Source organism: Sporosarcina pasteurii (genome assembly GCF_041295575.1).
Classification (GTDB): Bacteria; Bacillota; Bacilli; order Bacillales_A; family Planococcaceae; genus Sporosarcina; species Sporosarcina pasteurii.
Map to the genome: position 1 here is coordinate 1,835,170 of NZ_CP160452.1, position 21,654 is coordinate 1,856,823.

The window sequence follows — 21,654 nt, forward strand, 5'->3', positions numbered from 1 at the left end:
TCCCAGGAATCTTCTAACACTTTTTCACCTACGTTTATTATAGCAATTTTCGAGTTCATACACCATTACTTCAAGCGGTACTTTTTTCACATGGACATTTGGCAAAGCATCAATAAAGTGTTTCCCGTATGATTTTGCCTCAATTCTTCTATCCAAAATAATAAACGCACCTTTGTCAGACGATGAACGAATAAGCCTTCCAAACCCTTGGCGCATACGCATGACTGCTTCTGGCAACGCATACTCGGTAAAAGGATTTTTTCCTTCCGCTGTTAATTTCTCCGCATTTGCTTTAAAGATTGGATCTTCTGGTGAAGTGAAAGGCAACCGAACAACAATAACTGCTGACAGTGCGTCTCCCGGAACGTCCACGCCTTCCCAGAAACTACTAGTTCCAAATAAAACGGACTGATTAAACTGATGAAATGATTTTAATAATTTCATCCGGCTGCCGCCCGAAATACCTTGTGCAAAGAGCGCATATTCTTCCAATTGTTCACTATCGATAATTAACTCATATGTTTTCTTCATCATATCTCTTGACGTAAAGAGCACAAATAATCTTCCGCCGGTTGCCATTGTTGTCTGAATCACCGCATTCGCAACTTCTTCAATATAATCTGATTGAGAAACTTGTTGAATATCAGGCATATTGTTCACAATATACATTTCTGCCCCATTGTAAAAATCCGTTGGTGCTTCAAATACTTCAAGCGGTACGGTTTCATCCAAACCTAATTGCGTTGGAATGTATCTCGTTCTTTGGCCTATCGCTAGCGTCCCAGATGTCCAGATAATCCCTGTTCGATTTACTTTTAAACGCTCGGTAAACTTTTGAATGGTGGCTGAGCTATCAAGCGGATGTCGGATCGCCATTAAACTACTAGGTAAACTCCGTTGATCCCTTTCAATCCAAATGGCGTATTTTTGTGGGTCATGTTCTAAAAAGAGTTCAACCCATTCACCTGCTTTTATTTTAAGTTCTCTTACCCAGTAGGACCATTCTGCAATTAATGCACATTCGCTTTTCGTCATATTCGATGTATGAATGGCAAAGCGCCTTTCGATACTTTCAGCGAAATCAAGGTACTCGAACATAAGTGTAGATACTTTCTCATATTGCTTTCGCATATTTTGTAATTCGTTGAGTGCGAAAGTTTTTCGATGGCCTACTTGCTTTTTTATCGTTGATGGAACGAAATAGGCCAATTGATTCGCCACTTCATCAAACACAGTTGTAAACTGCTCAAATGAACTCATGATCGTCTCTATTTTCGGAATGGACACGCCTAATCTGTCGGCTAATGTCATGATTTCTGAAAGCAACTGTCCCTCAGCAGTAGAAGTAAGTTGCCCCATAATATATTTCCACGTTGTATAAGAAAACACAGTTTCACTAAGTCTTGCGGCAGTATGAACGAGTTGATGCGCTTCATCTACAACTAAACCAGCAATATTATCAAAAATCGGCTCCGTTCGATTGATATCTGACAGCAACATCGCATGATTTGTAATAATAAAATTTGAATTTTCGCACGCCTGCAAATGCTGCCTATAATAATCAACTTCACGCTCTTCATTTGACACGCTAACTGAACGATTTCTAATTCGATCGATAAATAATTGGCCTCCACCGGAAACGGTTAATTCACCTAAATCGCCGGTAGTCGTTTCTGTTAACCATACGAGGATTTGCATGATCGAAAATGTCTCATCGTAAGATTGATCTGTTAACGTATGCAACTCCTCGAACTTACCGAGAGAAATATAATGCTCTCTCCCTTTAAGCACAGTCGCTTTTAGTGTTATGTTCAGCATGTTAGAGATTTTTTCTAATTCACTTACGACAATTTTGTCGACTAAATAATTGGTGTATGTGCTTATAACGACGGGTTTGCCTTGTTCAATCGAACGAAATGCGGCTGGTAATAAATAAGCAATTGTTTTACCAATTCCTGTCGGTACCTCCGCTGCAACTTCTGATTTCTCCGTTAATGTTCGCCAAACGGTATCCATAAAGGCAAATTGGGAAGATCTCTTTTCAAAGTTTGGAAAAGCCTCTTTGAATAACTTTGTTTTCTGTACCTCTTGTGTGGGATAGGAAACATCCCCATATTGTATACTTGATGTTGGTGTTACAGGTTTAAAAGGTATCCCACGAAACTTCGAATATTGAATGCGTTGACGTTTGCCACGGACATTTTTTAATACGGTATAAAACAGACTCGCTAAATCGGATTTCAACTTAAACGACCTTTTATGAAGTAATTCCAATGTTTCTAACGGGAGCGTATGTAATTTTTCATAACATTGAAGTAGGAGCTCACTCGTCGCTTCTGCATCGTCATCTGCTCGATGTGCAGACGGCAGCTGAATACCTAGTTCTTCTGCAATGTCTTGCAGCCTATAACTAGCGAGCGACGGAAATACAATTTTTGACAGTTCCACAGTGTCAATTTGATTCCCTGACCATTCACCTACTTGACAACGCTTAAATTCACTTTGTAAAAAAGGCAAATCGAATGCTGTATTGTGCGCAACGAAAACTGTCCCTTCCAATAACTGCCTTACTTCCTCAGCAATTTCTTCAAAAGTAGGCGCGCCTTCAACATCCTCATCATTAATATTCGTTAATTCTCGAATAAATGGCGGGATTTTTTGGCAAGGATCTACAAAGCGCATATATCTTTGCTCAATTTTTCCGTTTTTTATAAGAACGATTGCGATTTGGATAATTCGATCTCCCTTAGCAGAAGAATGCCCCGTTGTTTCTAAATCGACAACCGCATAAGTTTTTGTGTCCATTCAATCATCAACTTCCTGTAATCAATGCTAATCGAAATTATATCATATTGAAGTCGATAAATCGGTTATTTTAATCATTTGATTGAGTCAAGTTTTTGTGGGTGCTATTTTAAGCAGTAATTTTCTCTTCTGGAATAGATAGGTATTCCATTTTTAATAATGTCAAATAAAATATGTTGATTTCCGTTCCGAGCGGACGCGTTCGGTGGGGCGTGCGGTGAGCCAATCGCAAAACGCAGATTGCGATCGGCCGTATTTCTGCGGTTTTTGCAGAAATTAAGGCATCCGATTAGATATTCATGCTCATAACGCTTCGCTTTTACTCGCAAAAGCCGTTCTTCGTTACAGCTTTCGCTACTCCCACCCGAGTCGCCGCTCTGCACTCCAATCAACAGAGATACCTAATATATAAATTTTTAAACGCATATAACTTTCATAGACTGTGTTTATAAATAACTTCGTTGATCTTCGCTAACTCAATATCCCTAGAAGCTGTTCGAGCAGATTGTCCTTCTACCGCTAGCTCCATTGCCTTCTCTTGAACTAGCGGACTTAATCCTTTAGCGACTTAAAATTGTAAATGTTGACCTAATAAACTTGAGCACTTTCAGCTTTCTAAATAAATCTGTTTTAATCTCTATCAATGTTAGTAATTTCGTATTACTTTTCATCATGTCGGTTCTCTCCTTTAGTGTTCGTGTGCAAACTTCACCGTGAAAGAAGAGAGCCCTTTATTCATGCCTTCAAATCCAAATTATTCAATGTGCATTCCTATTAATCGTAGTGGAAATCGGCGACTCCAGCGGGAACAGCGCGAGCTGAAAGCCCCGCAGGAGCGTAGCGACGAGGAGATTGAAGCCGTGCCCGCGGAAAGCGTCCGATTGGAACGGAGATTAATTGTTCTATAGCTTATCACCAATAATCCTTTTACTCATACTAATCATTTCAAAACAAGAAAACCCGTAAAAGATGAGTTACATCTCATACGGGTGGGATTGAAATGCTAGATACGCATACTAGGGGCTTCTTTTATCATTTGTTGAATTTGGTTTTGCTCATCTAAAATCAACACAGTCGGTTCGTGACTTTCCGCCTCTTGTTCCATCACATAAACGTAGGACAGAATAATCACAATGTCTCCTTTTTGAACGAGTCTAGCTGCTGCCCCGTTCACACAAATGACTCCGCTTCCCCGTTCACCTGCAATAATATACGTTTCAAAACGTGCACCGTTATGATTATTGACGACATGTACTTTTTCGTTCGGATACATATTTGCCGCTTCAAGTAGATCAGCATCAATTGTAATACTGCCGACATAATTCAAGTCTGCTTCCGTAACCGTTGCCCGGTGTAATTTACTATTCATCATCATTCTGAACATGGCAATTCATCCTTTAATTTCACGATTACGTTATCTATTAATCTAGCTTTCTCAAAATTCACTGCACAAGCTAAGATGGCTTCTTCTGAATCGGCAGTCAATGGTTGGAGCGATGGATAAGCGAGCAATGCTACATAGTCGATAGCCCCTGAAGTTTTATTTTCAATCAACTGTGCCACTTCATGTTCGACGACACTTGCTTCTTTTCCTTGCTCTAATTGCTTTTTTCCAAGCTGCAACGCTTCGTACAGTACAGGTGCCTCCGAACGTTCTTTAGGTGAGAGTCGAACATTTCTGGAACTCTTTGCTAAGCCATCCTTTTCCCTCACAGTTGGCACACGTTCAATTGTCGTCCTAAAATTAAAGTCTTCGACAAATGTTTCTATGATTGCCAATTGCTGGGCATCTTTCATTCCGAAATAAGAACGGTCCGGGTCGACAATATTAAATAATTTCAATATGACTTTCAAAACGCCATCAAAATGACCGGATCTTGATGCACCGCAAAGTACTTCTGCTTGTTTGCCTGGGAAAATTTGAATATCTCCTACCCTTGGATACATCTCGTCTTTATCTGGCATAAAAACAATATCAACACCAGCTTCTGCGGCTAATGCGGCATCTCGTTGTTCATTTCTCGGATAAGTGGCATAATCTTCACCAGGACCGAATTGCGTTGGATTAACAAAAATACTCATCACTACAATCTCGTTCTCTTCCCTAGCTTTTTTAACAAGTGCTAAATGGCCCTCATGTAAAAAGCCCATCGTTGGCACAAACCCAACTGTTTGACGTTGTCGCACTTGTCGATTTAAAAGCTTTCGTAATTGTTCAATAGAATTAACGATTTTCATATTAATTTATTCACCTTTTCCGCTGCCATACAAGGTCGTTAGTTCTTCTTCCTTCATTGTAAAACGATGTTCTTCCGCTGGGAATGAACCGTTCTTTACCTCTTCTACGTAAGCAGTTAACCCATCGTGTATCGTTCTGCCCGCATCGGCAAACTTCTTTACAAATTTAGGGATATGGTGATTTCCAAATTGAACTGTGTCATGGAATACAAGTACTTGACCATCTGTTTCCGCGCCTGCGCCAATGCCAATCACTGGTATCGTCAGCGCTTCAGATACTTTTTGTGCCAACTGATACGGAACACACTCAACAACAACCATACAAGCACCCGCTTGTTCTGCTGCCAGCGCATCGCTAATTAATTGTTCCGCGGCCTCAGCTGTTTTACCTTGGACTTTATAACCGCCGAGTACACCTGCATGTTGCGGCAATAATCCTAAGTGTGCCACGACAGGAATCCCAGTATCTGTTAACATGCCAATTACGTGGATCACTTCTCCTGAACCTTCTAACTTTAATGCATTCGCACCGGTTTCTTGAAAAATTCGCACTGCGTCTTGCAATGTTCTGTCATAAGAACCGTGATAAGAACCAAATGGCATATCGACGACGATGAATGTGTCTTTTGCCCCTCTCCTTACAGCTTTACCGTGATGAATCATATCATTCATCGTTACCGGAACTGTTGAGTCATAGCCAAGTACAACCATTCCTAATGAATCGCCGACTAAAATTACATCAACCCCAGAATCTTCTGCGAATTTAGCTGTTGGGTAATCGTAAGCCGTTAGCATAACGATTTTTTCACCGTCTTTTTTCATGTTTAAAAAATTTGCTGTTGTTTTCATATTTTCTCCTCTCCGGGAAAAAACCATGAGAAAAGCGCTAGGCGCCTGAAGCTAGACATATAAAAAACCTTCTGTCTAAAAATGGACAGAAGGATTGCGTCATCACTTTAAAATGGTTTCCTCCGTCCCTGTCTTATTTTAAGATCAAGGCAGATCATGTTTGAACGAACTATTTAATTATCAATTTTTCTGTTGGTGCAGTTCGAATATGATACTGCCCTACAAGTTCACTATAGCAAATCCTACTCAAAAAGTATACACATTATTTCCTGAATTCAATATCCCCAGAATAAACCCCATAAATGGTTCCATCATCTAGCTTTAATTCGAGCATACCTTCCTCTGTAATTCCAATTGCTAGCCCTTCAACGGTTTGATTCACCATCGTTGCACGTATTCTGCGTCCTATTGTATTTGAATAACTTTCCCATAGTAACTTAATTGGACTAAATCCATGTGCTTCATATAGTTTTGTATATTCTTCTAAATACTTTAACGTAGTTGCAATGAGCTTTGCCCGATTGACAGATTGTCCAAGTTCTATTTTCAAGGAAGTAGCAATGGATGTTAATTCATCTGGAAATTCCTCGATGCTTTGATTCACATTAATGCCAATGCCTAGAATAATAGACTTTATTAAATCTGGGTCTGCTTGCAATTCCGTTAAAATGCCCGTTATTTTCTTTTGATTGATTAGCAAATCATTTGGCCATTTAATCTGCGCTGTTAAGCCTGTTACTTCCTCAATCGCTCTTGTAATCGCTACAGCTGCTACTAAAGTCATTTGCGGAGCTTGTTGTGGGGTTAAATGTGGTCTTGTAATGACACTCATCCAAATGCCTTTATAAGCTTTTGAATCCCAAGGCCGCGCCATTCTTCCTTTTCCGGTTAGCTGCTCTTCAGCAACGACAACTGTCCCATCCTGTGCGCCTTCCTGTGCTAACTCATGCGCAATAAACTGCGTGGAATCACAAGATTCAAAATAACGAATCGTTCGCCCAAACGCTTCGGTTGTTAAATACTTCTTTATATTTGCTTCATTTACCCTGTCAGGCGTTGAAATGAGATAATATCCTTTTTTACGGACAGTTCCAATTTCGTATCCTTCTTGTTCTAACTCTTTCACATATTTCCATATCGCAGTACGGGAAACGCCGAATTCATCGGCAAGATTCTGTCCAGAAACTGGTTCTCCGTCTGCGTCAAATAATCTTTTTAACAACTCACTTTTTGCTGTTGAAGTCATTCATAAACCATTCCCTTATTTTATTCGGATCATTTTCACATCGACCGTGCAAGACTGCAGCTTCAATTCTTTTCATCCATTCTCCAGTCCAACGGCCACCTTTCACATCCGCCCATTTCAATAAATCTTTCCCATTCACTTGTAAATCTCTTGGCGACTGAATGGGGAGCTTATTTTTCTCTTCTTTAAACTGCGGAAAAGATGCGAAACTTCTATCCATAGCTCTGGCACGGTAAAACTTTTCAGCAGCTTCCAATACAGGTACGTCATATATATAAAGCTCATCTACCGTAAATGGACGCTCTTTTCGAATAGCGTATGCGGTCTCTACCTCAGCAATAAATCTTTTCTCTTCATTGGATAATTTATAAGCTTGGCTTAGTGCTGAAGCTGAATACCCTCCAGCAACGAGGAAAAATGCCCATCCTTCTTTAACTGAAGCGAACGGAAGTGCAGATTCTACCCCGAGCATTTTTTCTGGATATAATGGGACCGCCTTATGAAGTCCGGTTTCTTTAAACAACTGAAATGCAGCCATGGGATTGGATCCTAAAAACAACTTGTCCATCTCCATTTTTATTCGTTCTACAGAAACATTTTCTAGTCGTTCTGCTTGGTTACAAATTGCCTCGAATGTAGCAGATTCAAGGTTGAAATCTAATACAGCAGCAAAACGTAGCGCCCTCATCATACGTAGTGCATCTTCATGGAATCGCTCTTCTGGCACACCAACTGCACGAATGATTTTATGTTTCAAGTCTTCTTGGCCGCCAAATAGATCAATTAATTTACCGTCTTTCGTCATGGCCAGTGCATTAAATGTAAAATCCCTACGCAGCAGATCTTCACGTAATGATTTTACGAATTGAACTTCATCGGGCCGCCTAGCGTCAGAATAGGTCCCTTCTGTTCGAAAAGTTGTTACTTCAATTGGTTCTTGATCCAGCACTACTAAAACAGTCCCATGTGCAATGCCTACATCTACCGTATTTGAAAAAATCTTCTTTACTTCATTCGGTTCTGCTGAGGTCGCAATGTCGATATCTGTTGCTCGTTTTCCGAGTATATAATCGCGCACCGCTCCCCCTACAAATACAGCTTCATGCTCGTGTTGTTCAAGCTTTTCGAGTACAAGATAACTTGCCGGTGTCCCAAATGACTGAATCATACTTTTCCTGCCACCTCATAGTATAGCTGTTCATATTGCTCCAAAATTTTAGCTGAACCAAATTTCTCCTCCACCGTTTGGAAGCCATTTTCAATAAAACGTTGCCTCAAGTCTTCATCTTGTAACAATTGGACCGCTTTATTGGCCGCCTCTGAAATGTCACCAAGATTAACAAGAAAACCATTGACGCCATCCGTAATCACTTCAGGGATCCCATCAATATTAGTTGCAACCGAGGGAACGCCACAAGCAAGTGCTTCAAGTAGCACAAGGCCAAAAGCTTCTTTTTCCGATAAATGAAACATCATATCACTAATCGCTAGCAATTCTGCCATATCATTTCTTTTTCCTGTAAACAGTACATGATTTTCTAAATTAAGTTCGCTTACTAATGCTCTAATTGAATCCATTTCAGGACCTTCTCCAATGAGAAGAAGTTTCGCATTGACTTTTTGTAAAATAAGTTGAAAGCTTTTTACAACATCTGGTATATTTTTCACTTTTCTAAAGTTAGAAATATGGATGAGCACCTTTTCATCTTCTTGTATGCCTAGTTCCTTTTTTAACGTTCCTGGTTCAATTGGACGATACGTTTCCTCATCGATAAAATTATAGATGGTACGAATTTCTTTATCCGGGTTAATCAATTCAATTGTGTCTTGCTTTAACGAGTTGGACACGGCAGTGACAATAGTAGATTTATTGATGCCGTACTGGACTGTATTACGAAGTCCTTCATCATGACCTAATACAGTCACGTCTGTCCCATGAAGGGTTGTGATCACACCGATATCTGATTCAGCCATATCTTTCCCAAGCGCTGCGGCTACAGCATGTGGCATTGCATAATGTACATGAAGCAAGTCAAGCTGCTCAGACTCAATCACTTGCGCAATCCGATTTGCAAGCGCAATATCATAAGGAGGATATTTAAAAACAGCATACCCTTCAAGTGTCACTTCATGAAAATGAACATTTTCATGACGCCCTAATAAACGAAAAGGTACGCTCGACGATATATAATGTAACTCATGACCTCTTTTGGCCATCATTAACCCTAATTCTGTTGCAACTACACCCGACCCACCTAATGAAGGGTAGCAGATGACACCTATTTTCAATTTTTCCAACATAACCACCCTCTTAATAAGTATTCTTACTATTGTTAGTCGAGTATATTCTCAAGTCCATAAACAAGATCTTTTCGTTCTAACACATTCCGTATTGCCATCAAAATACCTGGCATAAAACAACTTCTATTAAATGAATCATGGCGCAATGTTAATAATTCTCCATCAGCACCTAACAATACTTCCTGATGTGCAAGGAGACCAGGTAATCGAATACTATGTATTTTCATACCTTCTATGTCTGCGCCTCTTGCACCTGCTAGATGTTCTTTCTCGTCTTCATGACCTTGAATATGTGATTCCCTCACATTCATAATCATTTCAGCAGTTTTCATTGCTGTTCCAGACGGAGCATCTACTTTTTGATTATGATGTGATTCAATAATTTCAATATCTTCGAGATAGCGTGCAGCCATTGCTGAGAATTTCATCATTAAAACAGCACCAATTGAAAAGTTTGGCGCAATAATGCCACCAATTCCCTGTTCGTTTGCAAATTCCGTTAACTTTTCAATCTCTTCAAAACTTAAACCAGATGTACCCACTACTGGTCGAATCCCATTTTTTATCGCGTTATACATATTCTCATAAACAACGTCAGGAGTTGTTAAGTCGAGTAAAACGTCAGGTTGTGTTTCCTTCACTAAACGATCGAACGAAGTAAAAATTGGAATTCCAATCTCAGTGTCATGCACTTTATCTTCATGTAAAAATAATCCATCGTTTTTATAATCCAATGCGGCTACAATTTCCATATCTTCTATTTTTTGAATGGCTTCAATTGCGGCACTTCCCATCCGGCCGCGAGCACCTGCAAGTACAATTTTTAGCGTCATTTTTCTTCCTCCTTTTTTGTCCAACGATCGGCATCACGCACTTTGTATTTCTGTAGTACATTCGTGAGCGCATTTTCCAAACTGATTCCTTCCCTGTTTGCAAAACAAACGAGAACAAATAATAAATCGCCCGTTTCTTCTTCAAGTGAACGTATCGCTTCTTCTTCTTTTTTCTTTTTCATCCCGTAGACGTGTTGGACTTCGCGGGATAATTCGCCTAATTCCTCAGTCAGTCTTGCAAGCAGTTCCATCGGAGGAAAATATCCTTCTTTAAAACTATTTATGTACAAATCAACTTCTTTTTGCAATTCTGATAATGTGCGTTCTGTTTCCACCAAACCCAACTCCTTCCTTCTAATCGTATTAATTTCTATGTCGGTTGTCAAAGATATAAAAATGGATGACAGTAAGAATATTGTTAATTGTCAAAAGAGCGACTCCTTATATTAGAAGATGTCACATGAAAAACACATCGTTCATAATTGACGGTGCCGCTATGATAAAACAAAAAGTAGAAGAAAATGATTGATACATTTTCTTCTACTCTTATTTTTTTACCCTTATTCCTCTCTATTAAAGAAAATTAACAGGAGTCGAACGAGTTCTAGTACTGCGACAGCTGCTGCTGCTACATAAGTCATCGCTGCAGCGTTTAATACTTTTTTCGCATGGGACTCTTCTTCGTTCTGAATAACGCCAAGTGAGACAACTTGATCCATTGCTCGACTCGATGCGTTAAACTCTACAGGTAATGTGACAAGTTGAAATAAAACCCCGACAGCTAGTAATAAAATACCAATTCCTAGGAACGTGTTTGAGAAAAACAAACCAATCATAATGAATACCCAAGAAGCATTAGATGTTAAATTTGCTGCTGGTACAAGGCTGTGGCGGAAACGTAAAAATGCATACGCTTCTTTGTCTTGAATTGCATGTCCTACTTCGTGAGCTGCTACAGCTGTTCCCGCAACGGACGCTTCACGATAATTATGCGGTGATAGCGCAACTGTTTTCGTCAAAGGATTGTAATGGTCACTTAAAAAACCATCCGACTCTACTACTTTGACACCATGTAAATCGTTTTGATCCAAGATAAGTCGGGCAACTTCTGCCCCCGTCATACCAGACGTAGAACGGACTTTCGAATATTTTTTATACGTACCTTTAACTTTAAATTGGGCATACAATGGTAGTAGAATAATTAACCCTAAATATAGCCAATACATCTTTAATCCCCCTTCTTTCTGTCTTTCCCTATTTTATATTGCAAGAGGGTGTTTCGCAACTTTTTACAATTATGAAGGCTTTATTATGACTTTTTTCCAAACTAAATATGCAATCATAACACAAAATAGTGATAGCCAAAAAGTGAAATAACCAATTTGATGTATGTATTTCATCAATTCTCCGTAAATCGGCATTTGACCAAACACATAATCGATGACATCGTTATGTAATGTCCAGACAGCCGCTAGGATAATATGTCCTATCGAAAATTGATAAAAAGGAATATAGAGCACAGCTTGAACTGCCATTGCAAAGTGTGAAATGACCAGCATCCAACCAACCCAACCAATTGAACCGGTCTCAAGTAGCGTTAAAATATTCATTACCACTGCCCATAAACCATATTTCACCAACGTAATTAACGCCAACGCTTCCATCAACTTAAAGTTTCGATTCATAAGCCAACCGATAATCGCAAAACAGAAAAACAAACTAGCGGTCGGGCTATCGGGAACGAATAACCAAAATTTCGGTTCAGTAATGATTAGTTGCCATTTATACCAGTCATATCCATAAACAGTTCCTAGGATATTTACAAATAATAATATCCAAAGAAAAGATTTATGCGATAGTATGAGCCAAACTCTCATGATCAATGAATTCATTTGGCAACCCTCCTAGTCCATTTAATCTAAGTTCATCACCATGAACCTTAAATAATTACTTTATATATAAATTTTACCAAAAAGCACTTAAACTAGACATATAAATATAAAAAAGAGTCAGTTTCCTGACTCTTTTCTTTTATTCTTATTCTAGTTCTGCTAGATATTCAGATAAAACTCTTAGCTCCTCATCAGTACCTTCAAACGTGCCACCTGGCATTCCGCCTGATTCAGTACCATTGATTGCGATATCTTCAATTTCATCAGCTGTAAGTCCAGTTCCAGCGAGTGCAGGTCCTAAACCACCTTCAAAAGAGTTCCCGTGACAGCTAATACATGAAGATTCAGCGTAAATCTGATATCCTTCTGATTCCATATCAAACTCAACTTCTTCTACGATTGCACCTTGAATTTTCTGTGCTTCCCAGTCATGATTCGCAACAGATTCCCAAGTTAGATAAACAAGAGCAGCTACTGAAAGCAACATGAATGCCGTTGGAAGCGGTCTCTTAATTGGGCGACGTTCTTTACTTGTATCCATAAATGGAACGAGCATCAATGCACCAATTGCGAGTCCAGGCATAATGATTGCCCCGACAATATTCCAAGGTCCAGAAGCAAATGAGTATTTTAATAGCTGATACATGGATAGAAAATACCAATCCGGAACTGGTGTATACATCGTATCAGTAGGATCCGCTTGTCGCTCAAGCGGTGCTGGATGCGCAAGAGTTAATACCAAATATCCAATTAAGAAAACAGCACCAACCAACCATTCTTTCAATAAGAAGTTTGGATAGAAAGCTTCTGTTTTCCCAGGGTATTCCGAATAATCTTTCGGGACGTTAGGCATTTTATTGTTTGCCTTAACACGTGAATCACCGACAAATTTCATCCCTTTTCCGCGTTCCATAATGTCCCCTCCTTTTTAAAATTCAATGGACGTAAGTACATATCTTATAGTGGTCCAGAAATTCCTTGTCTACGAATAAAGACAAAGTGTGCCCCAAGCAACCCAAGCAATGCGGCAGGTAGGAAGAAAACATGTATCGCAAAGAAGCGTGTTAATGTTTGTGCACCAAGAATCTCAGAATCACCTGCAAGAAGAATCTTAATCTGTTCTCCAATAAATGGAACAGATGCTGCAATCTCAATTCCTACTTTCGTAGCGAACAATGCTTTCATATCCCATGGTAATAAATAACCTGTAAAGCCTAAGCCAAGCATCGTTACGAAAATAAGTACCCCAACAATCCAGTTTAGCTCACGAGGCTTCTTGTAAGAACCTGTAAAAAATACACGTAAAGTATGTAGGAACATCATAACGATAACAAGTGAAGCTCCCCAGTGGTGCATTCCACGCACAATTTCACCGAATGCTACTTCGTTTTGAAGATAGTAAACGGATTTCCAAGCATTTTCAATATCTGGCGTGTAGTACATCGTTAGGAACATACCAGATAAGATTTGGATAACGGTTACAAAAAATGTTAGCCCTCCAAAACAATAGATAAATGCGGAAAAATGATGTGCAGGGTTTACGTGCTCAGGTACTTCATGGTCAGCGATATCACGCCAAATTGGGGTGATATCCAACCGTTCGTCAACCCAATCATAAATTTTATTTAGCACTTCGGTCGTACCCCCTAACATTTTTAAACTAATGTGTTCGGTCTTGTTCCACCTAAATAAAGATAGCCGTCTTTTTCCATCACCAAATACTCATCAAGTGGTCCAATTGGTGGTGTTCCTGGTACATGTTTACCATTTTTCTCATAGCGTCCTGCGTGGCAAGGGCAAAAGAATTGGTCAGGATGATTTTTATCCCCACCCCAGTTTACCGTACAACCAAGGTGTTTACAGACTGGTGAAAGCGCTACTATTCTATCGCCGCTTTTATACACCCACGCTGAATAAGATTCATCCGATTTATACCACCCATCCTGACGGTCCACAATTGTGTAGTCAACTCGGACCGGTGTTTCCGTTAGCTCGTCAACTCTTTGAGGTGTTGCAGTAAAATCTCCTTCTCCTGATTTTTGCAAAACAGGATCAACTGCAAAACGTAGCATCGGCATAATCGTGCCTGAAGCCATAAAACCGCCTACGCCCATGATTGTGTAGCTAAGGAATTGACGCCTTGACACTCGATTCTTACTCATGATTTCCCCTCCTCTTACTTAAAAGGTCAGTCCAACGGACATACTTTTTTGCAAAATGTAAATACTAGGACACTTCTATAATATCCTAATTATAAAGGAAATTCAATCTAACTCGCCATCATACTCATAGTTTGTGAACAAACGATGAACTTTCATCACATTAACCTAATGGTTGAATTTCTTAATTATTCCGTCCACTTATTTGTTAATAAAGGTAAGACTTGCCGGAGTTGATCTTCAATGACCGTTTTTCTTAATTGCTGATCCATACTCTCTAACGGAATGGAAGGTAACCAAATCATCTCTCCTTCTATATCGACATCTGTCCAAGCTCTGTCCGTCGTCAAATAAAAAATATGCTTAAAGTCCATCAGCTGTAAATCTTTACTTAGCACGTTTCCCATTTCTTGTAGATTAGTAGATTGCGTGTATGTAAATGGTGGTAACACCATCATCCGCCCCCTAAATTGCGTTTCGATAAAGTTCGATAGATGCATTAAGAACTCCGTTGCAGATGAACTCCCTTTCAAAGCTTCTGGTACCGTTTCCAACTTCAATAAAGGTACAAGTAACGTGTCAATATAATCTTTTTGTTGAAAATATGTATCCATGTCTTGACTATTCCAATTCATTAGCAATTCCCTCCTAAGTAATTCAATTGCATTGTCATATTAATCTTATCAAACGAAACGATACTTAGCTATGCGGAACAATATTTAGATTGAGTCAAGCTTTTGTGGGTACTATTTTAAAGAAGAGATTTTCTCTTCTCGGATCTAAGTATTCCATTTTTAAAAACGCCAAATAAACCATGTTGATTTCCGTTCCGAGCGGACGCGTTCCGAGGGGCGTGCGGTGAGCCAATCGCAAAACGTAGATTGCGATTTGCCGTATTTCTGCGGTTTTTGCAGAAATTAAGGCATCCTCTTGTATACCCATGCTCATAACGCTTCGCTTTTACTCGCAAAAAGCCGTTCTACGTAACGGCTTTCGCTCTGCACTCCAATCAACAGAGTTTCCTTTTACATAAGTTTTTATAAACGCAAATAACTTACATAACTTTGCTATCTGAAAATACCTGTAATTCTTTTAAAGCTCAATAAACAGGATTTCCAGTTGCTTGGTGTAAGTAAGAAATGTTTTTTCTAATCGCCTCTCCAGCACTAGTTTTAATTTTTTCTCTGTAATATTTGGGTGTTTTACTTTCTACTCGGTTTTCAAGGTATTTGTCACGGTTAGGCTAAAACTTGATTTAGCTCTGTTTAGAGCTGGGTGAAAGCATCCGAATAAGTTAGTTGAAGCGCTCTAAATTAATCTGTTCCAATCCATTCCGATGTTGGTAATTTCTTGTTATATTTAATCATGTCGGTTCTCTCCTGTAGTGTTTGTGTGCAAACCTCACTATACAAAAAGAGGGCCCTATTTTTCATGTTTTTAAATCTAAATTATTCCATGTGCATACCAATTAATCGGAGTGGAAATCGGCGAGTGCTCTCAAACGCTGCGCTTTTTGGTCGCAAAAGCCGTTCTTCGTGACGGCTCTTCCAGCGGGAACAGCGCGAGCTAGCCGAACGGCGAAGTGTTCGGTTTGTATAATTTTTGTGGTCTTTACAAAAATTATACAGAAAGTTTTGCCCCGCAGGAGCGCAGCGACGAGGAGATTGAAGCCGTGCCCGCGGAAATAATAAATGCGGAAGGAGGCGATTAGATGCGACAAGCATAAGACGAATTAACGGAGTGGCGATTTTTGCCACGCAGGTGCCTCCTGAGGCTGGATAAGCGTCCGATTGGAACGGAAATTAATTGTGTTATGGATTTTTATTTATCCTCCACAAACATTTTACTCATACCATCATTTATAATCAGACCATAAAAAAACAATAACTCCATCTGTATGATGGAGTTATTGCCTTTTGTTCATTGTCGTATCATTCAACATCGCTGATAGTACGAGAAACCGCTCTTTATCGTTGGTATCGAGTGCTTCGTCAATTCCTTTTCTAAGCGTTTCCCTTGTCATATTTTCGATACTTTCTTCCACTAACTGTTGGGCGATTCTTTTATCCGTTTCGCTTACTTGCAAATAGGCAGGTAAAAAAGGGTTTTCCTCACGAACACTTGCATAATGCGGACAGGCATGATTATTTGGGAAATTAAGCTGGATATACATTTTTTCATTTTCGTAAAGTCGCAAGTCATGAAATGATTTTTCGGCATCGGCTGTCATTAAATTTCCTTTGTAGAAGCGAAACGGTATGCTTTCTGATTTTGTCGTAGATATCACCATTGCTCGCGGGCAATAATGAGCTTCATCTGTAAAGTGCACATTCTCTAAAAGTTTCTCGTGACTAAGCAAATAATTCAAAATCCACACACATTCGCGTCGCTTTAACTTATAACGCTTAAGGAACCATTTAACAAAATCTTTCTTAGCGTCGACAGGTACCATAGCCTTCATGTTATACCTCCTAATCATTTTGCGATTCGAGAAAAGCTCTCCAATTTGGGTCATCTGGGAAAAGTTTTACGAGTTGGTCCGCTACTTTGATCGCTTCACTACGTCTGCCTTCCTCAACAAGAAAGCTGGCATAGGAAGCAAGAAATTCGTGTTCTTCTTTCATTCCACTATATGCCTTCTTAAACGACTCATATGCATTGTCATATAATTCTGTTCTTTCATAAGCATATGCTAAGAAAGCATGTAAAGTAGGGATATCTTCAATATATTCGTTAGCATCTGTTAATAGTTCTATTAATTCTTCATCACGTTCGGTTGTATGGTATAACGAAGCGAGCGTTACAAGCGCTTCGATATATTCCGGATCTAACACGAGTGCTTCTTTTAAATACGACTCCGCTTCTACAGTATAGCCAAGTTTTAATGCACATTTCCCAGCAGACAATTGCAACTCTTTATCAAATTCGTCTCTTACTATACCTGCTTTGAATAAATCATATGCTTTCTGGTCCTCACCTGCTAAGATTTGCGCCTGCCCCGCTAACATATAAGCAGAATAATAATCAGGGTCTTGGCCAATTAATTCATCGAGTAGTGGAATTGCTCTTTTTGGATTACCCACTTGATAATAGGCAAAAGCGGCTCCAAATAGGATATCAGGTGGAGATGTATCTTGTAACATCTCTTCATAATAAGGAATCGCTTCCTCATAAGCTCCACCAGCACTATACGTTTCAGCCAATCTTGAAGTGATACTTACATCACCGATTTCATTGACTTGTTCTTTAATTTCTAAATAATAGCGAGCCGCTTCAGCATATCTTCCTGATTCTAATAATAATTCGGCGTATGCAAATTTAATAATCGGTTCTTCTGGCAGTAGTTCATGCGCTTCTTTAATTTTATCGATTGCAGTTTCTGCAAGTCCAATCAACTGGTAATAATCAGCAAGGACCAATAAAGCTTGAACATATTCGTCATCATCTTTTTTAATGTCATTCAATAACAATAATGCTTCGTCTTCTTCGCCTAGTTCAATGAGCGTATTGGCACGGTCGATCTTTAATTGTGCTTCGTCTGGTAAATGAACGAGTAAAGTTTCATATAGATCATTCGCCTCTTTCATAAACCCATATGCCGCTAATATACTTGCAACTTCATATATCAAATCAAGATCCGTCGTTGCCTTTAGTTGATTCAAATAGGCTTCTAACGCTTCCATATCACCTTCTTGAATAATTCTTTCGATTTCTTGTAACTGTTCCATATTTTCACCTGTTCTTTCCCAATGTATACATTTAAATCGTCACGCATTCGATTCTAGCTTTTTTGCGCAACGCTTTCCAGGTCTTCAAAAAATGATGGATAAGAAATATCTATACATGCAGGATTTTGAATCGTAATCGGTTCCGATGCGATTAACGATGCAATACCTGCCATCATTCCGAGCCTATGATCTCCATAAGAATCCATCGTACCACCTTTTAACGGTGTTGGTCCATGAATAATCATTCCATCAGGAGTCGCTTCAATATTCGCACCAATTTTCGTCAATTCATTCGTAACAGCGGCAATTCTGTCTGTTTCCTTCACGCGCAATTCAGCCGCGTCTTTAATAATTGTCGTACCTTCTGCTTGTGTCGCTAATAAAGCAATGATTGGTAACTCGTCGATTAAACGTGGAATTAGGTCACCGCCAATTTCTATACCTTGTAAAGGTTGATGATGAATTACCAGCGTACCAACTGGTTCACCGTTTTCATTCGATTCATTTGAAATAGTCACCCCAACACCCATTGCTTTTACTACATCAATAATTCCTGTTCTCGTTGGATTTAAGCCGACATTTGTGAGGGTTAATGAGCTTCCGGGTGTCATGCCGGCTGCCACTATAAAAAAGGCCGCTGAAGATATATCTCCAGGTACGTGAACGGTTTGCCCTTGAAGCTTTGGTCCCTTTCGTATGCTTGCCGTTCCATTTGATACGCGAACATCTGCACCAAAATAACGTAGCATCTGTTCAGTATGGTCCCGCGACACTGTTTCCTCTTGCACAGAAGTCGTACCTTCTGCTTGTAATCCCGCAAAAAGAATTGCAGATTTCACTTGTGCGCTCGCCACTGGGTTTTCGTAATCAATCGCCTTTAAAGATGTTCCAGTGATTTTTAATGGCAGTAAATCTGTACCAGATTCAGAGTGGATAGATGCGCCCATTTCTCTTAATGGATTGGTGACACGGTCCATTGGTCGACTTGACAATGATTCATCACCACTAATTACAGCTTCTACGTTAGAACTCGCAAGAATACCTAGCATAAGCCGTGCAGTTGTCCCTGAATTACCTGCATATAATTCTTCAGAAGGAGTTGTCCAGTTCTGAACCCCAGGACTATGAATTTCTACAGTGTTTCCCTTATTGTCAATGTTTACACCTAATTGTTTAAAATTCTCTATTGTCCGTAAACAATCTTCTCCATTAAGAAAACCGGTAATTGTCGTTTTTCCTTCGGCAATCGAACCAAGCATAACAGCTCGGTGAGAAATCGATTTATCGCCAGGGACCTTCAACTCGCCTTGTACTGTATTGTTTTTAAAATGAATCGTTTGTAAATGCTTCATCATGATCACTCCTAATATGAAAACTAATACGGATTGTTGCTGAAAAACAGCTACACAATATGTGAGCTGTAGTCGGTTTCCTCAGATAATGCGAGTTGGGCTTTGTTCCGGTCAGCAATTGTTTGAAAGCTGATGACTAAAATGCCGAATACATCAGTTCTTGTTTCGACGATACGTATATTGGTAATACTAATCTGCTCGTCTGCGAGGATTTTTGTAATTTCGGATATAATCCCAGGATGGTCCGGGATATCCACATGCAAGTCATACGTTGTAAAGAGCGCACCTTTAGAGATTGGTAATTCATCTCGATAATTTTTAGCTTCACTAAAAAAGTTCTGGATTTGTTCAGGATCATTTTCTAGGAGCATCTTTCGAATTCGCGCCATTTCATCTGTCCAACCATCCAACTGCTTTAGTAACTCGTCTTTATTTTGAATTGTAATATCTCGCCACATAACCGGATCAGCTGAAGCGATTCTCGTTAAGTCTCTAAATCCTCCTGCGGCTAATTCTCTTACAAAAGGTTGACTTTCTTGTTGTTCAGACAGTCTTCCTACAAGGGATGATGCGATTAGATGTGGAAAATGGCTTACGATTGCCGTCATTCGGTCATGTTCTTCTGCATTCATCACGACGACTTTTCCTTTTGTAGGGACGAGCAATTCTTGTAGTTTTTGAATCTGTTCTTTTTTAACTTGTTCAGAGGGTGTTAATATATAATAGGCATTTTCAAAAAGATACTCTCGTGCTGCAGAAACACCACTTTTATGGGAACCGGTCATAGGATGGCCGCCTATAAAAGTAATGCCATGTTCTTGGAGTGTAGTAGCTGCGTTCATGATCGGGCCTTTTGTGCTCCCTGTATCAGAAATAATGACATGATCTTTTAACTTCCATGCCGGTACTTCTTGTAGCAAACGCACTGTCGTATTCACTGGCGTCGCAAAGATGATGACGTCTGCTTCCTCACTCACTTTATGAATGGACGCGGCAATCGTATCTATAATCCCTCGGCGGTATGCTTCTTGCATCGTACCATACGAATTATCGAAGCCCGTTACATGTACATTTCGATTTCTTTTTAATGCCAGTCCTAACGAACCGCCAATTAAGCCGAGTCCAATTATCGAAACGTTTATCTTCATTTTAAACTTCCCGCACCTTCTAATAAAGTATCAAAAGCTTTGAAAAAACCATCATTTTGCTCGGCAGTCCCGACCGTCACTCGTATATATCCAGGTGTTCCAAGCGCATCTCCGCTTCTTACAATATATCCTTGTTTTAATAGCTCTTCGGTTGCTACTGTTGCACTCACGGGAACTTGGAGTAAAACGAAATTGGCTTGAGAGTCGAATATATGAAGTCCATGTTGTTCCGCGTATGCGTAGAAGCGTTCCATTTGCGCTCTATTTAACGTTCTACATTTTTCAATAAAGGCTTTATCAGCAAATGCTTTTTCTGCTAGCGCCAAGCTTAAACTTGTCACGTTGAATGGACTGCGTGTTGTATTTAAAGGCGTAATTAAGGATTGATCGCCAATTGCATAACCAACGCGTAAAGCAGCTAATCCATATGCTTTTGAAAACGTTCGTAAAATGAGTACATTTTTATATTTATGAATGAGTTCTACAGTATCTATGTAGTGTTCATCTACAACATATTCATAATACGCTTCGTCAAGCACGACAAGGATGCGTTCCGGTACTTGCTCCAGAAAAGCTGTTAACTGATCTTGCTTAATTAAGTTTCCGGTTGGGTTATTCGGACTACATAACCAAATGACAGACGTATTATGATCGATTGCTTCCAGAAAGCCATCTAAATCATGTTCGCCATCGATTAAAGGAATTTCTTTGACTTCTGCCCCTTCAATTAGCGCATGATGTTTATACTGAGGAAATGTTGGCGTTGCAACAATTGTATTCGTGCCCTCTCCTAAAAGTGCTCGTGCGATAATGACAATAATTTCATCAGAACCACTACCAAATAGTAATTGATTTTCATTAATCTCCAATTCAGAAGCGATTGTCGTACGCAGTTTTCCTGCATACCCATCTGGATAAATTTCTAGATCAACCGCTTGCGGAGATAATTGTTCATTGACGACATCAGATGCGCCATAAGGATTTTCGTTAGACGCCAATTTGATAATATCTTCCAAGCCATACATCGCTTTAACTTCTTCAATTGATTTGCCAGGTGTATAAGGGGACATTTCTTTCAATACTTTTCTCCAACGCATAACGAT

The 21,654-nt window shown here is 39.6% G+C and carries 20 protein-coding genes; all 20 read right to left on the minus strand.

Annotated features, from left to right (window positions below):
• Nucleotides 1-24 precede the first annotated feature (24 nt).
• The 20 genes from dinG to hisC all read right to left on the minus strand — a co-directional run bounded on the left by dinG (nucleotide 25) and on the right by hisC (nucleotide 21,648).
• On the minus strand, nucleotides 25-2,805 hold the full coding sequence (gene dinG, locus AB1H92_RS08545) for an ATP-dependent DNA helicase DinG (RefSeq protein ID WP_115360691.1): 2,781 nt from the start codon (nucleotides 2,803-2,805) through the stop codon (nucleotides 25-27).
• Between the two features lie 1,003 nt (nucleotides 2,806-3,808).
• Nucleotides 3,809-4,189, minus strand: coding sequence for an aspartate 1-decarboxylase (panD, locus tag AB1H92_RS08550; RefSeq protein WP_115360690.1), 381 nt, complete (start codon nucleotides 4,187-4,189; stop codon nucleotides 3,809-3,811).
• On the minus strand, nucleotides 4,177-5,043 hold the full coding sequence (gene panC, locus AB1H92_RS08555) for a pantoate--beta-alanine ligase (protein WP_115360689.1): 867 nt from the start codon (nucleotides 5,041-5,043) through the stop codon (nucleotides 4,177-4,179). The genes panD and panC overlap by 13 nt, the downstream gene beginning before the upstream one ends.
• 6 nt (nucleotides 5,044-5,049) lie before the next feature.
• The gene (panB, locus tag AB1H92_RS08560) at nucleotides 5,050-5,892 is read right to left on the minus strand and encodes a 3-methyl-2-oxobutanoate hydroxymethyltransferase (RefSeq protein WP_115360688.1); all 843 of its coding nucleotides are present in this window, start codon (nucleotides 5,890-5,892) and stop codon (nucleotides 5,050-5,052) included.
• Nucleotides 5,893-6,154: 262 nt separating this feature from the next.
• The gene (locus tag AB1H92_RS08565) at nucleotides 6,155-7,138 is read right to left on the minus strand and encodes a biotin--[acetyl-CoA-carboxylase] ligase (protein ID WP_115360687.1); all 984 of its coding nucleotides are present in this window, start codon (nucleotides 7,136-7,138) and stop codon (nucleotides 6,155-6,157) included.
• Nucleotides 7,116-8,306, minus strand: coding sequence for a CCA tRNA nucleotidyltransferase (locus AB1H92_RS08570; RefSeq protein WP_115360686.1), 1,191 nt, complete (start codon nucleotides 8,304-8,306; stop codon nucleotides 7,116-7,118). Before AB1H92_RS08570 ends, AB1H92_RS08565 begins: the two co-directional genes overlap by 23 nt.
• Nucleotides 8,303-9,439 (minus strand): N-acetyl-alpha-D-glucosaminyl L-malate synthase BshA, encoded by a 1,137-nt coding sequence (bshA, locus tag AB1H92_RS08575; RefSeq protein ID WP_115360685.1) that lies wholly within the window; start codon nucleotides 9,437-9,439, stop codon nucleotides 8,303-8,305. Before bshA ends, AB1H92_RS08570 begins: the two co-directional genes overlap by 4 nt.
• Nucleotides 9,440-9,471: 32 nt before the next feature.
• Nucleotides 9,472-10,272 carry a 4-hydroxy-tetrahydrodipicolinate reductase gene (gene dapB / locus AB1H92_RS08580; RefSeq protein ID WP_115360684.1) on the minus strand — a complete coding sequence of 267 codons (801 nt, stop codon included), beginning with the start codon at nucleotides 10,270-10,272 and terminating at the stop codon, nucleotides 9,472-9,474.
• A complete protein-coding gene (locus AB1H92_RS08585; protein WP_115360683.1) occupies nucleotides 10,269-10,607 on the minus strand; it encodes a nucleotide pyrophosphohydrolase in 339 nt (112 codons plus the stop codon). The genes dapB and AB1H92_RS08585 overlap by 4 nt, the downstream gene beginning before the upstream one ends.
• Nucleotides 10,608-10,832: 225 nt before the next feature.
• Nucleotides 10,833-11,498: a zinc metallopeptidase gene (locus AB1H92_RS08590; RefSeq protein ID WP_115360682.1), complete on the minus strand. Its 666-nt coding sequence runs from the start codon at nucleotides 11,496-11,498 to the stop codon at nucleotides 10,833-10,835.
• Between the two features lie 69 nt (nucleotides 11,499-11,567).
• Nucleotides 11,568-12,164, minus strand: coding sequence for a DUF1405 domain-containing protein (locus AB1H92_RS08595; RefSeq protein WP_115360681.1), 597 nt, complete (start codon nucleotides 12,162-12,164; stop codon nucleotides 11,568-11,570).
• A 145-nt stretch (nucleotides 12,165-12,309) separates the two neighbouring features.
• Nucleotides 12,310-13,077, minus strand: coding sequence for a menaquinol-cytochrome c reductase cytochrome b/c subunit (locus AB1H92_RS08600; protein WP_115360680.1), 768 nt, complete (start codon nucleotides 13,075-13,077; stop codon nucleotides 12,310-12,312).
• A gap of 44 nt (nucleotides 13,078-13,121) precedes the next feature.
• Nucleotides 13,122-13,796 (minus strand): menaquinol-cytochrome c reductase cytochrome b subunit, encoded by a 675-nt coding sequence (gene qcrB, locus AB1H92_RS08605; RefSeq protein WP_075528198.1) that lies wholly within the window; start codon nucleotides 13,794-13,796, stop codon nucleotides 13,122-13,124.
• A gap of 23 nt (nucleotides 13,797-13,819) precedes the next feature.
• The gene (locus AB1H92_RS08610) at nucleotides 13,820-14,326 is read right to left on the minus strand and encodes a ubiquinol-cytochrome c reductase iron-sulfur subunit (RefSeq protein ID WP_115360679.1); all 507 of its coding nucleotides are present in this window, start codon (nucleotides 14,324-14,326) and stop codon (nucleotides 13,820-13,822) included.
• Between the two features lie 185 nt (nucleotides 14,327-14,511).
• On the minus strand, nucleotides 14,512-14,958 hold the full coding sequence (locus AB1H92_RS08615) for a DUF2487 family protein (protein ID WP_115360678.1): 447 nt from the start codon (nucleotides 14,956-14,958) through the stop codon (nucleotides 14,512-14,514).
• A gap of 1,271 nt (nucleotides 14,959-16,229) precedes the next feature.
• Entirely contained in the window at nucleotides 16,230-16,784 is a 555-nt protein-coding gene (locus AB1H92_RS08620) for a ReoY family proteolytic degradation factor (protein ID WP_115360676.1), read from the minus strand.
• Nucleotides 16,785-16,794: 10 nt separating this feature from the next.
• Nucleotides 16,795-18,051, minus strand: a complete 1,257-nt coding sequence (locus AB1H92_RS08625; protein WP_115360675.1) for a lipopolysaccharide assembly protein LapB — start codon at nucleotides 18,049-18,051, stop codon at nucleotides 16,795-16,797.
• Between the two features lie 53 nt (nucleotides 18,052-18,104).
• Nucleotides 18,105-19,403: a 3-phosphoshikimate 1-carboxyvinyltransferase gene (gene aroA / locus AB1H92_RS08630; protein WP_115360674.1), complete on the minus strand. Its 1,299-nt coding sequence runs from the start codon at nucleotides 19,401-19,403 to the stop codon at nucleotides 18,105-18,107.
• A gap of 50 nt (nucleotides 19,404-19,453) precedes the next feature.
• Entirely contained in the window at nucleotides 19,454-20,551 is a 1,098-nt protein-coding gene (locus AB1H92_RS08635; RefSeq protein ID WP_115360673.1) for a prephenate dehydrogenase, read from the minus strand.
• Entirely contained in the window at nucleotides 20,548-21,648 is a 1,101-nt protein-coding gene (gene hisC / locus AB1H92_RS08640; RefSeq protein ID WP_115360672.1) for a histidinol-phosphate transaminase, read from the minus strand. The genes AB1H92_RS08635 and hisC overlap by 4 nt, the downstream gene beginning before the upstream one ends.
• Between the last annotated feature and the right edge of the window lie 6 nt (nucleotides 21,649-21,654).